Here is a 12,794-nt window from a genome sequence, read left to right on the forward strand (position 1 = left end):
CTTAGTCAGCTAACGATGCACACTCTTGCTCCACCAAAGGCCCGGTCCAGACGTCTGCGTCTGGACAAGAGAGCCTATTAGCCTGAGTCGATCTGCGTGCGCCCCACCGAAATCCAGCGGCAGATTGCTCGACCCCATAACTCAAGATCCATGCGGGCGTGCCCATGATTACCCTGAAGCTCAATGGTCAAGACCATCAACTCGACGTCACCGAGGACATGCCGCTGCTCTGGGCGATCCGCGACGTGGCCGGTTACAACGGCACCAAGTTCGGCTGCGGCATGGGCCTGTGCGGGGCCTGCACCATTCATATCGAAGGGGCTCCGGCACGCAGTTGCATCACGCCCATCGGTTCAGTGGTCGGACAGAATGTCAGCACCATCGACAACCTGCACGCCGACCCGATCGGCAAAGTCGTGCAGCAAGCCTGGCTCGACACGGCAGTCGCCCAATGCGGCTTCTGCCAGGGCGGGCAAATCATGTCGGCGACGGCGCTGCTCAAGACCCATCCGAACCCGAGCGACGAGCAGATCGAAGAAGCCATGGTCGGCAACATCTGCCGTTGCGGCACCTACAACAGGATCAAGACTGCGATCCGCCAGGCCTCCACTCACCTGAAGGAGGTCAAGGCATGAGCCGGTTACCGAATGATTTCGCCCTGAGCAACCTCAGTCGGCGTGGTTTTATCAAAGGCGTCAGCGCTGCCGGTGTATTGGTCGTCGCCGCGAGCTGGGGCTGGCAGGATGCATTTGCCAAAGAGAAAGAAAAAAAATTCGGCGCCGACGGCATGCCCCATGGCTGGGTCGACGATCCGAAAGTTTATGTGAGCATCGCCGCCGATGGCACGGTGACTGTGATCTGCAACCGCTCGGAGATGGGCCAGGGCGTGCGCACCAGCTTGACCATGGTGGTGGCCGATGAACTGGAAGCCGACTGGGCGATGGTCAAGGTGCAGCAGGCCCCCGGCGATGAAGTGCGCTTCGGCAACCAGGACACCGACGGCTCGCGCAGCATGCGTCACTGGTACGAGCCGATGCGTCGCTGCGGTGCCGCCGCGAGGACCATGCTCGAACAGGCCGCCGCCGCACAATGGAAAGTGCCGGTCGGTGAGTGCCATGCGCAACTGCACAAGGTCGTCCATGAGCCGTCTGGCCGCGAGCTCGGATATGGCGCCCTGGCCTCCGCCGCAGGCGCCTTGCCGGTTCCGGCCCGCGACAGCCTGAAGCTCAAGCAACCCGCGCAGTTCCGTTACATCGGCAAGGAAGGCACCAAGGCCATCGATGGGGAGGACATCGTCAACGGCCGGGCGGTGTACGGCGCCGACGTGCATTTCGACGGCATGCTGTATGCCACCATTGCACGGCCCGCGGTGTATGGCGGCAAAGTCAAAAGCTTCGATGGCAGCGCGGCAATGAAAGTCCCCGGCGTGGTCAAGGTGGTGCAGATCGAAAGCCGTCCGTTGCCTTCGGAATTTCAACCGCTCGGCGGGATCGCCGTGGTGGCGAGCAATACCTGGGCGGCGATCAAGGGCCGCGAGGCGCTGATAATCGAGTGGGACGACGGCCCCAATGCCAGCTACGACTCGATCGCCTATCGCAAGGAACTTGAAGCAGCCTCGCTCAAGCCCGGCAAGGTGGTGCGCAATACCGGCAACATCGACAAGGCCATGGCCAGCGCCAGCGCCGACAGCACCCTGGAAGCCTCCTACTACTTGCCGCATTTGTCACAGTCGCCGATGGAACCGATGGTCGCCATTGCGCGGTTCACGGACGGTGCCTGTGAAGCCTGGGGGCCAAGCCAGGCGCCGCAGGTCACCCGGGAACGGATCGGTGAACGCCTGGGCCTGCCGTTTGACAAGGTCACGTTCAACGTGACCTTGCTCGGGGGCGGGTTCGGGCGCAAGTCCAAGCCTGACTTCATCATCGAAGCCGCCATCCTCGCCAAGGAATTCCCCGGTAAAGCGGTGCGGGTGCAATGGACCCGCGAAGACGACATCCATTGTTCCTACTTCCACACCGTATCGGCCGAATACCTCAAGGCCAGCCTGAACAAGGATGGCCTGCCATCCGGCTGGTTGCACCGCACGGTGGCCCCGAGCATCACCGCGTTGTTTGCACCGGGCATGAACCATGAGGCGGCGTTCGAACTGGGCATGGGATTCACCAACATGGCGTATGCGATCCCCAACATTCGCCTGGAGAACCCCGAGGCAACGGTGCACACCCGCGTCGGCTGGTATCGCTCGGTGTCGAACATTCCCCATGGTTTCGCGATCCAGAGTTTTGTCGATGAGCTGGCGCACAAGGCCGGGGAGGATCCGCTGAAGTACCAGATCAGACTGCTCGGTCCGGACCGTCAGATCGATCCGCGCACCTTGAGTGAAGAGTGGAACTACGGCGAATCCCCCGAGCGTTATCCGATCGACACTGCGCGCCTGCGCACAGTACTGGAGACCGCCGCCAAGGCTGCCGGTTGGGGGCGCGAGTTGCCCAAGGGCCGCGGTCTGGGACTGGCGGTGCATTACAGCTTCGTGACGTATGTGGCGGCGGTGATCGAAGTGGAGGTCAAAGACGACGGCACGCTGGTGGTGCACAAGGCCGACATCGCCGTCGATTGCGGACCGCAGATCAACCCCGAGCGTATTCGCGCGCAGTTCGAAGGCGCCTGCGTCATGGGCCTGGGTAATGCGGTGCTGGGGGAAATAAGCTTCAAGGACGGCAAGGTCCAGCAGGATAACTTCCACATGTACGAGGTGGCACGCATGTCCCTGGCGCCAAAAGAGGTGGCTGTGCATCTGGTGACGCCGCCTGGCGACGTGCCATTGGGCGGTGTCGGTGAGCCGGGCGTACCACCGATTGCGCCCGCGCTGTGCAATGCGATCTTTGCGGCCACTGGCAAACGCATCCGTAACCTGCCGGTTCGTTATCAGCTGTCGGGCTGGCAGAAGGCCGAAGCCTGATGGACAGCGCGGATCTGAACGTCCTGCGCAGCGTGTTGCAATGGCATCGCGCCGGTCAGCGGGTAATGTTGTACAGCGTGGTCGAAACCTGGGGCACCGCGCCCCGGGCACCCGGCGCCATGTTGGCCTTGCGTGAAGACGGCATGGTGATCGGTTCGGTCTCGGGCGGGTGTGTCGAAGATGACTTGATCGCCCGGCTGCACGACGGGCGCCTTGCGCTTGACGGGCCGCCGGTGCAATTGATCACCTACGGCGTGACCCGCGAGGAAGCCGCACGTTTCGGCTTGCCCTGCGGTGGCACCTTGCGCTTGACCGAGGAGCGTATCGACGATGGGGATTGGGTCGAGCAATTGCTCGCCCGTTGCGAGGCCCATGAAATCGTTGCCCGTGAACTGAACCTGGCCACCGGCGAAGTGCTTTTGCAGCCGGCCAGTAAAGCTGACGTGTTGACGTTTGACGGACAGACCCTGCGGGCGATCTATGGCCCGCGCTGGCGCTTGCTGCTGATCGGCGCGGGGCAGCTATCGCGCTATGTGGCGGAAATGGCCCGCCTGCTGGATTTCGAGGTGTCGATTTGCGATCCGCGTAGCGAGTTCGTCTACGGCTGGGAGGAGCAGCACGGACGATTCGTTTCGGGCATGCCGGATGAGGCAGTGTTGAATATCGAGACCGATGAACGCACGGCCATCGTGGCCTTGACCCATGATCCGCGTCTGGACGACATGGCGCTGCTCACGGCCCTGGATTCCAGGGCATTTTACGTCGGGGCGCTGGGGTCGCGGGTCAACAGCCAGAAGCGCCGGGAAAACCTGGCTCAACTGGGTTTGTCGCAACCGGCGATTGACCGCTTGCATGGTCCGATCGGTTTGCACATTGGCAGTCATAACCCGGCGGAAATTGCCTTGTCGCTCATGGCGGAAATCGTGGCGGTCAAAAACGGCGTCGAACTGAAGCAGAAGAAAGTCTTGCAGGAGGGGGTATGAGCCAGTCCATTGGCGTCATCGTGCTGGCGGCGGGGCAGGGCAGCCGGTTTCGTCGGGTGGCGGGCGCCGAAAAGGACAAATTGCTGGCCGATTGCTCCGGTCGTGACGGTGCTGTGCGGTCCGTCATCGAGCACACATTGGTCAACCTGCCGGTCGCTCTGGGCAAGCGCGTACTGGTGACCACTGCTGACCGCCCGCAAGTGATTCGCATGGCTCAGGCCTATGGCTGCGCGATTGTGCTGATCGAATCGACGGGAATGGGTGACAGCATTGCCGCCGGGGTCGCTGCCTGCAAGCAACTCGATGGCTGGCTGATGGTGCTGGGGGATATGCCGTTCATCCTGCCGTACAGTATCGAGCAAGTGGTGGCGGGAATTGGCGATGAGAGTATCAGTGTGCCCGTTCAGGACGGCGTGTACGGGCACCCTGTCGGGTTCGGACGGGACTTCGCGGCGGGGTTGATGGCGCTATCGGGGGATCGTGGCGCCAAACCGTTGTTCGCCCAGGGGCGGGTGGTTGAGGTTGCGGTGAATGATCCCGGGGTTTTGTGGGATGTGGATGTGCCACAGAAATTGGTTTTTGAGTGAAGTCATAAAGATCGCAGCCTTCGGCAGCTCCTACGTCGATCATCTGTAGGAGCTGCCGAAGGCTGCGATCTTTTGATCTTTACTGAAATAAAAAGCCCCGCCTGGATCACCAGGCGGGGCTTTTCATTGGCCGATGGAATCAGACGAGAGGTTTAGGCTCGTGTTCTTTTTCCTCGGCTTGCTCGTGTTGCTCTACCGCTTCCTGAACGGAGCGCGGTGCTTCGTGGATCACCGAATCAGCCGGCTCGGCAGCCACTTCAGCGGCCGGGGCAGGCGCTGCCTCAACCACTTCAGCAGCAACCGGTGCAGGCTCGGCAGCGACAGCCGTTTCAACCGGAGCCGCAGCGGCAGCCAGTTCGGCTTCCTTCTGCAGACGCTCGGCTTCACGCTTGCGACGACGCACTTCGCGTGGGTCGTTAGGCGCACGGCCACTTGGCGTCAGGGCGCTGACAGGAGCGGCTTCGACTACCGGTGCAGGAGCTTCGGCAACGACCGGAGCTTCAACGACTGGCGCTGGAGTCGGCTGCGCGGCGGCAACCACCGGCTCGGAAACCATGGCTTCAGCCACTTGGGTCTCGGCAGCAGGCGCTGGTGTTTCAGCGACGGCTGGCTCGGCCACCCAGTTGAACGCCGTTTGCTCTTCACGCACTTCGCGAACGGTTTCAGTCACGGTTTCGACGACGGCTTCTTCAACCACTGGCGCTGGCTCGGCAGCCGCTTCAACGGCAGGCTGTGCCTCAGGCGCTGGCGCTACTTCGATTTCCGGTGACGCAGTGAATTCGACCGGGGTGGTCGCTTCAACGGCTGGCGTTTCAACCGGAGCTGCTTCCAGGGTCGCGGCAGTGGCACGTTCGGCTTGCTCGTTGGCCTGTGCTTCGGCTGGCGCGCTGATCACGCTGCTGGCGACGGCTGCGGTAACAGCCAGGCCGGCGGCCAGATCGGCAACGCTTGGTGCTTCGGCGTTTTCGCCGGACTCGGACTCTTCCGAACCTTCGATCACGTTGCCGTTGGCGTCACGCTGACGCTCGCGACGGTTGCTGCGACGACGCTGGCCACGGGAGCGGCGACGTGGACGATCGCCCTCGGCGCTTTCCAGACCGTCTTCCTGCAGTTGCTCTTCGTTGGTGGTCAGTTCTTCTTCGGCTTCGGCTGCGGCAGCTTGTTCGGCGCGTGGCTGACGCTCTTCACGCGGAGGGCGTGGCGCGCGTTCTTCACGTGGCTGGCGAGCCGGGCGCTCTTCAGCGGTAGCAGCGGTAGCGGCAGCGGCTGCCGGAGCAGCCGGAGCAGCCGGAGCGGCATCCAGAGGCTCGCGCAGTTCACGAACGCGTTCTTCGCGCTCGCCACGTGGCTTGCGATCTTCACGCGGAGCGCGCGGTGCACGTTCTTCACGAGGAGCGCGTGGTGCGCGTTCTTCACGGGCGACTACCGGAGTTTCTTCACGGGGCTCGCGAGGCTCGCGAACTTCGCGTGGCTGGCGCTCTTCACGCGGTGCGCGTTCTTCACGCGGTGCACGTTCTTCGCGGGGCTTGCGATCTTCATCGCGGCGAACGTTGCGGTTGCGGCTTTGCTGGCGACCGTTGCGACGCTCTTCGTTGCGGGCCGGACGCTCGGCGGCAGGCTTTTCAACCACAGCCGGCGCGACAGGCTCTTCCTTGGTGGCGAACAGGCTGATCAGCGACTTCACCAGGCCTTTGAACAGGCTTGGCTCTGGCACGGCGACCGGCGCAGGGGCCGGCGCGGCAACTTCGGTCGGAACCGGAGCGTTGGCGCGGGCCGGCGCCGTCTTGACCGCTGCTTCCTGGCGAACCAGGGTGCGGGTCGCAGCGGCTGGCTGGACTTCTTCCACTTCGGCAGCGGCAGCGGCGATTTCGTAGCTGGACTGGTTGGTGGCCGCTTCCGGGCTGTCATCACGCAGGCGTTGCACTTCGAAGTGCGGCGTCTCGAGGTGATCGTTCGGCAGGATGACGATGCGGGCGCGGGTGCGCAGTTCGATCTTGGTGATCGAGTTGCGTTTTTCGTTGAGCAGGAACGCAGCCACCGGGATCGGCACTTGTGCACGAACTTCGGCGGTACGGTCTTTCAGGGCTTCTTCTTCGATCAGGCGCAGAATCGCCAGGGACAGCGATTCAACGTCACGGATGATGCCGGTGCCGTTGCAACGCGGGCAGACGATGCCGCTGCTTTCGCCCAGGGATGGACGCAGGCGTTGACGAGACATTTCCAACAGACCGAAGCGCGAGATGCGTCCGACTTGCACGCGAGCGCGGTCGGCTTCCAGGCATTCGCGGACTTTCTCTTCCACGGCGCGCTGGTTCTTGGCAGGGGTCATGTCGATGAAGTCGATGACGATCAGGCCGCCGATGTCGCGCAGGCGCAACTGACGGGCGATTTCTTCGGCCGCTTCAAGGTTGGTTTGCAGGGCGGTTTCTTCGATGTCGCTGCCTTTGGTGGCGCGCGCCGAGTTGATGTCGATGGACACCAGGGCCTCGGTCGGGTCGATGACGATGGAACCGCCGGAAGGCAGTTCGACGACGCGCTGGAAAGCGGTTTCGATCTGGCTTTCGATCTGGAAGCGGTTGAACAGCGGAACGCTGTCTTCGTACAGCTTGATCTTGCTGGCGTACTGCGGCATCACCTGGCGGATGAAGGTCAGGGCTTCGTCCTGGGCTTCAACGCTGTCGATCAGCACTTCGCCAATGTCCTGGCGCAGGTAGTCGCGGATCGCGCGGATGATCACGTTGCTTTCCTGGTAGATCAGGAACGGCGCGGCGCGGTCCAGCGAAGCTTCCTTGATGGCGGTCCAGAGTTGCAGCAGGTAGTCGAGGTCCCACTGCATTTCTTCGCTGCTGCGGCCCAGGCCGGCAGTGCGCACGATCAGACCCATGTCGGCCGGGGCAACCAGACCGTTCAGCGCTTCACGCAGTTCATTGCGCTCTTCGCCTTCGATGCGACGGGAAATACCGCCGGCACGCGGGTTGTTCGGCATCAGCACCAGGTAACGACCGGCCAGGCTGATGAAGGTGGTCAGGGCGGCGCCCTTGTTGCCACGCTCTTCTTTTTCGACCTGAACGATGACTTCCTGGCCTTCGCTCAGGACGTCCTTGATGTTGACGCGACCTTCCGGGGCTTTCTTGAAGTATTCGCGGGAGATTTCTTTGAGGGGCAGGAAGCCGTGGCGCTCAGAGCCGAAATCGACAAAGGCAGCCTCGAGGCTTGGTTCGATGCGAGTAATCCGGCCTTTATAGATGTTGGCCTTCTTCTGCTCGCGTGCACCGGATTCGATGTCCAGGTCGTAGAGGCGCTGGCCATCTACCAGTGCAACACGCAACTCTTCGGGTTGAGTTGCGTTAATCAGCATTCTTTTCATGTAGTACCGTCGGTTTCCGGGCTGCCGGAAACGGCGTTCGGCACACACGACTTCTCACGGTCGGTGTCAGGTGCGTCGGGAGTGGTTGGCCATTTCCCGTGTCCAGCGAAGTCCGGCCAATGAGGGCCTTCATCGCGACGTACGCGTCCTGCTTGCTGTGGCTACTTAAGCACTCAGTCAGGAGGAGGAATCAACCAGCGGCTGTGGACGAGATGAAGCGTCTTGAGAAAGCCTGTTGCTACACAGTCCGGCGGTTGTGCATCTCCACCCTACACGTATCCCTGATAATTCGGGTGCTGCCGCGCGCAGAATCCGCAGCGGGTTGGCATTTACCGTGAGCTCCGATAGGGGAGGTCACGCATCATGGCTAATTTAGGCGTTGTTTCCGATGCCTTCGCTCGGGGTCATTCGCAACTGACTGCACTTTGTGAACTGGCCGTGAATATGGCTCGCAAAACGAGTGAGAACTCTGCTTTGTGGCGTGATTCAGGCCTCATGTCACCTGCGCTCGTTACACTTGCAAACTCCACCGTTACGTAGCGAAAGCCGCGTAGGACGGCCTCGCGTCCTGGTGAATTGCGTTGGTCAGGGCCGGTTTTTGACCGTTGGTCCGCTGTCCAGGCCGCTTTTGGCGACGTTCGCGACTATAGCAGCAATGATTAAGTGCTTCAATTCCATAAAAAATTGTTATCATCCGCGGCATGACGACGACTACCCTCCCGACTCCAAGCGTACAACTGCTTGAGGTCTCGCCGGAATATGCCGGCCAACGTATTGATAATTTCCTTCTCGCCCGACTCAAAGGCGTGCCCAAGACCTTGATTTACCGCATTTTGCGCAAAGGCGAAGTGCGTGTGAACAAAGGTCGGATCAAGCCCGAGTACAAGCTGCAGGCGGGCGATATCGTGCGCGTGCCGCCGGTTCGAGTGCCTGAGCGCGACGAGCCGGTGCCACTGGCGCAGGGGTTGCTGCAGCGACTCGAAGCCTCGATTGTCTTCGAAGACAAGGCCCTGATCGTGATCAACAAGCCTGCGGGCATTGCTGTGCACGGCGGTAGCGGCCTGACTTTCGGGGTGATCGAAGCCTTTCGTCAGTTGCGCCCCGATTGCAAGGAGCTCGAGCTGGTTCACCGTCTCGACCGTGATACCTCCGGCCTGTTGATGATCGCCAAGAAGCGCAGCATGTTGCGCCACTTGCACGCTGCGTTGCGCGGTGATGGCGTCGACAAGCGCTACATGGCGCTGGTCCGCGGTAACTGGGCGAGCTCGATCAAGCAAGTCCGTGCGTCGCTGGGCAAGAGCAATCTGCGTTCCGGCGAGCGCATGGTCGAGGTCGACGAGGAGGAGGGGAAGGAGTCCGTGACCGTGTTCAAGGTCCTGCGCCGCTTCGGCGACTTTGCCACCCTGATCGAAGCCAAGCCGATTACCGGCCGGACTCACCAGATCCGTGTCCATACCCTGCACGCCGGGCATTGCATCGCTGGCGACACCAAGTATGGCGACGAAGGTTTCAGCAAGGAAATCCGCGATCTGGGCGGCAAGCGCCTGTTCCTGCATGCCTACATGCTGACTGTGCCGTTGCCTGATGGCGGCGAGCTGAAGTTGCAGGCCCCGGTCGACGAGATGTGGGCCAAGACTGTGGAGCGATTGAGTGCGCCCTTCTGATTACAGACTGCTGATCTTCGATTGGGATGGCACGCTGGCCGATTCCATTGGCCGGATTGTCGAGGCGATGCACGTGGCATCGCAGCGCTCCGGGTTTGAACAGCGCGATGATTTTGCCGTCAAAGGCATTATCGGCCTGGGCTTGCCGGAAGCGATCCGCACCCTGTATCCCGAGATTGGTGACGACGAGTTGATCGCGTTCCGCGAGCACTATGCCGAACATTACATTGCGTCGGAAGCTGTGCCTTCGCCGCTGTTCGAGGGTGTGGTCGAGTCGCTCGAGGCATTTCGTGCCGAGGGTTATCATCTGGCTGTGGCGACCGGCAAGGCCCGTCGCGGGCTGGACCGGGTGTTGAAGTCCCATGGCTGGGAGAATTACTTCGATATCACCCGCGCGGCCGACGAGACCGCCAGCAAGCCCCATCCACTGATGCTCGAGCAGATTCTCGCGCATTGCGAGGTTCGCCCGGAGCAGGCGTTGATGGTCGGTGATTCGTCCTTTGATTTGCAGATGGCGCGCAATGCCGGCATGGGTTCGGTGGCTGTCAGCTATGGCGCTCAATCGATCGATGCGTTGAAGTTGTATGAGCCGCGACTGGCCATTGACCGTTTTTCAGAATTGCATGCCTGGCTGAGTCAGCGGGCTTAACCGGTTGTTTTTGGGGTGGATGGCATGACCGACGAATGGAAGGCGCCCGCCAAGGCGAGCGCAGAGAGCGGTGACGACAAGAGCTGGAAGCTGCTGGAAAAGACGCTGCTGGCCGGCATACAGGAGCAGCGCCGGTCCCGTCGCTGGGGAATATTCTTCAAATCACTGACTTTTGTGTATCTGTTCGGTGCCATTGCCCTGTTTTCGCCGCTGATGGATATGGAGAAGGCAGCTACCCTCAGTGCCAATTACACGGCGTTGATCGATGTGACAGGCATGATTGCCGACAAGGAGCCCGCCAGCGCAGACAATATCGTTGGCAGTCTGCGCGCGGCTTTCGAGGACAAGAAGGTCAAGGGCGTCATCCTGCGCATCAACAGCCCGGGCGGCAGTCCGGTGCAGTCGGGTTATGTCTATGACGAGATCCGTCGTCTGCGCGGTCTGCACCCGGACATCAAGCTCTATGCGGTCATTTCCGACCTGGGGGCTTCCGGGGCTTACTACATCGCCAGCGCGGCAGATCAGATCTACGCTGACAAGGCCAGCCTGGTCGGCTCCATCGGAGTAACGGCTGCCGGTTATGGCTTTGTCGGCACCATGGAGAAGCTGGGCGTCGAGCGGCGCACCTACACCGCTGGCGAACACAAGTCGTTCCTCGATCCGTTCCTGCCGCAGAAGCCGGAAGAAACTGTTTTTTGGCAGGGCGTGCTCGATACGACCCACAAGCAGTTCATCAGCAGCGTCAAGCAGGGGCGCGGCGATCGCCTGAAGGACAAGGAGCATCCGGAGCTGTTCTCCGGCCTGGTCTGGTCCGGCGAGCAGGCGCTGCCGCTGGGGTTGATCGATGGACTGGGTAATGCCAGTTCGGTTGCGCGGGATGTGATCGGCGAGAAAGAGCTGGTGGACTTCACTGTTCAGGAGTCGCCGTTCGATCGCTTCTCGAAAAAGCTCGGTGCCAGCGTGGCTGAGCATTTGGCGATGTGGATGGGCTTTAACGGTCCGTCGCTGCGCTGAATCTCTTGTGATAAAAAACCGGCATCAGCCGGTTTTTTTTAGAATCAAAAGATCGCAGCCTGCGGCAGCTCCTACGCGGGCCGGTTTCATCCATGAATCGCGGGCACACCCAAATCCTGTAGGAGCTGCCGCAGGCTGCGATCTTTTGATCTTTTGATCTTCAGGGGACTTGCACGCCTTCGGTCAGGAGCATGTCGGTCAAACGAATCAGTGGCAGGCCGACGAGGCTGGTGGCGTCAGGGCCTTCCGTGCTTTGAAACAGGCTCACCCCCAACCCTTCGGCCTTGAAGCTGCCTGCGCAGTCGTAGGGTTGCTCGGCGTGCAGGTAGCGCTCGATGCGGGTCGCGTCGAGTGTGCGCATGTGTACGGTGAACGGCACGCAATCGACCTGGCAGTGTCCGGTCTGGCTGTTGAGCAGGGCCAGGCCGGTCAGGAATGTCACGCGGGCACCGCTGGCGGCCAGCAGTTGTTCACGGGCCTTTTCGAAGCTGTGGGGCTTTCCGATAATCCGCTCTCCCAGTACGGCGACCTGATCGGAGCCGATTATCAGATGAGCGGTATGGCTGTCGGCCAGGGCGCGCGCTTTCTCTTCGGCGAGGCGCTTGACCAGCTCGATGGCGGATTCACCAGGGCGATGGCTTTCGTCGATATCCGGCGAGCTGCACGTGAAAGGCAGCTGCAAGCGGGCCAGCAATTCCCGGCGATAGACCGAGCCAGAAGCGAGTAATAAAGGCAGCATGCGCATCTCCATAAGGCAGGTGCGAATTCTAGCGAGGCTTGCAAGTGACGGACAGGGCTGAATTTCCTTTGACATGGGCGGGTGCATCCCTATAATGCTGCGCCTATGTTGAATGACCCGATTCCACCTCACGTTGACCCGCGCAAATTGGCTGATCGTGGCACCACCCTTCAAGGTGAAATGCTGCTGGCCGATTTGGAGAGACTCTGCGACCCGCTTTCCGACAATGTCGGTACGGTGCAGGCTAAATTCGTTTTTGAACGAGATGAACGTAAATCTGTGGTCATCCACAGCTTTATCGACACTGAAGTCAAAATGGTTTGCCAGCGTTGTCTTGAGCTGGTCACCCTGCCGATCCACAGCGAATGCAGTTACGCCGTGGTGAAGGAGGGTGCGAATACCCAGTCGTTGCCGAAAGGTTATGACGTGCTGGAACTGGGCGAAGATCCTTTGGATCTGCAGTCACTGATCGAGGAGGAGCTTCTGCTCGCCTTGCCCATTGTGCCTGCTCATCATCCGGAAGAATGCCAGCAGCCGGCGGGTCTCGATGAGCCCGAACCGAGCGAGGACGAGGTAACGCGGTCCAACCCGTTCAGTGTATTGGCGCAGTTAAAGCGTGACCCAAACGTTTAGGAGTTAATCAATTATGGCTGTTCAGCAGAACAAAAAATCCCGCTCTGCCCGTGACATGCGCCGTTCGCACGACGCTCTCGAGGCTAGCACCCTGTCTGTAGAAAAAACCACCGGTGAAGTTCACCTGCGTCACCACGTATCGCCAGAAGGCGTATACCGTGGCCGTAAAGTGATCGACAAGGGCGCTGACGAGTAATCA

11 protein-coding genes are annotated in these 12,794 nt (G+C 61.1%); 9 read left to right on the forward strand and 2 right to left on the reverse strand.

The window, feature by feature from the left end; all coding sequences use genetic code 11:
- Positions 1-164 precede the first annotated feature (164 nt).
- The 4 genes from KW849_RS02885 to KW849_RS02900 are packed head-to-tail and all read left to right on the forward strand — an operon-like array spanning position 165 to position 4,529.
- Entirely contained in the window at positions 165-635 is a 471-nt protein-coding gene (locus KW849_RS02885; protein WP_218427466.1) for a (2Fe-2S)-binding protein, read from the forward strand.
- Positions 632-2,959 (forward strand): xanthine dehydrogenase family protein molybdopterin-binding subunit, encoded by a 2,328-nt coding sequence (locus tag KW849_RS02890; protein WP_218427469.1) that lies wholly within the window; start codon positions 632-634, stop codon positions 2,957-2,959. The genes KW849_RS02885 and KW849_RS02890 overlap by 4 nt, the downstream gene beginning before the upstream one ends.
- On the forward strand, positions 2,959-3,942 hold the full coding sequence (locus tag KW849_RS02895) for an XdhC family protein (protein WP_218427471.1): 984 nt from the start codon (positions 2,959-2,961) through the stop codon (positions 3,940-3,942). The genes KW849_RS02890 and KW849_RS02895 overlap by 1 nt, the downstream gene beginning before the upstream one ends.
- Positions 3,939-4,529, forward strand: a complete 591-nt coding sequence (locus KW849_RS02900; RefSeq protein ID WP_218427473.1) for a nucleotidyltransferase family protein — start codon at positions 3,939-3,941, stop codon at positions 4,527-4,529. Before KW849_RS02895 ends, KW849_RS02900 begins: the two co-directional genes overlap by 4 nt.
- A gap of 139 nt (positions 4,530-4,668) precedes the next feature.
- Here KW849_RS02900 and rne read toward each other — a convergent pair whose 3' ends face one another.
- The gene (rne, locus tag KW849_RS02905; protein WP_218427475.1) at positions 4,669-7,896 is read right to left on the reverse strand and encodes a ribonuclease E; all 3,228 of its coding nucleotides are present in this window, start codon (positions 7,894-7,896) and stop codon (positions 4,669-4,671) included.
- Positions 7,897-8,597: 701 nt separating this feature from the next.
- Between rne and rluC the strand changes: the two genes are divergently transcribed.
- From rluC to KW849_RS02920, 3 genes are read left to right on the forward strand one after another with little or no spacing between them, the layout of a single operon-like run.
- Positions 8,598-9,560: a 23S rRNA pseudouridine(955/2504/2580) synthase RluC gene (gene rluC / locus KW849_RS02910; protein ID WP_218427477.1), complete on the forward strand. Its 963-nt coding sequence runs from the start codon at positions 8,598-8,600 to the stop codon at positions 9,558-9,560.
- Positions 9,547-10,209: an HAD-IA family hydrolase gene (locus KW849_RS02915; protein WP_218427479.1), complete on the forward strand. Its 663-nt coding sequence runs from the start codon at positions 9,547-9,549 to the stop codon at positions 10,207-10,209. Before rluC ends, KW849_RS02915 begins: the two co-directional genes overlap by 14 nt.
- Positions 10,210-10,233: 24 nt before the next feature.
- Positions 10,234-11,223 carry a S49 family peptidase gene (locus KW849_RS02920; protein WP_218427481.1) on the forward strand — a complete coding sequence of 330 codons (990 nt, stop codon included), beginning with the start codon at positions 10,234-10,236 and terminating at the stop codon, positions 11,221-11,223.
- 160 nt (positions 11,224-11,383) lie between these two features.
- On the opposite strand, the gene KW849_RS02925 is transcribed toward KW849_RS02920, so the two are convergent.
- Positions 11,384-11,962, reverse strand: a complete 579-nt coding sequence (locus KW849_RS02925; protein ID WP_218427484.1) for a nucleoside triphosphate pyrophosphatase — start codon at positions 11,960-11,962, stop codon at positions 11,384-11,386.
- A 105-nt stretch (positions 11,963-12,067) separates the two neighbouring features.
- Between KW849_RS02925 and KW849_RS02930 the strand changes: the two genes are divergently transcribed.
- Both KW849_RS02930 and rpmF read left to right on the forward strand, forming a co-directional pair.
- Complete coding sequence (locus KW849_RS02930; protein ID WP_008050439.1) at positions 12,068-12,595, forward strand: YceD family protein; 528 nt, start codon at positions 12,068-12,070, stop codon at positions 12,593-12,595.
- Between the two features lie 13 nt (positions 12,596-12,608).
- Complete coding sequence (rpmF, locus tag KW849_RS02935; protein ID WP_003179396.1) at positions 12,609-12,791, forward strand: 50S ribosomal protein L32; 183 nt, start codon at positions 12,609-12,611, stop codon at positions 12,789-12,791.
- Positions 12,792-12,794 lie beyond the last annotated feature (3 nt).

This window comes from Pseudomonas sp. PDM26 (assembly GCF_019219185.1).
Taxonomy (GTDB): Bacteria; Pseudomonadota; Gammaproteobacteria; order Pseudomonadales; family Pseudomonadaceae; genus Aquipseudomonas.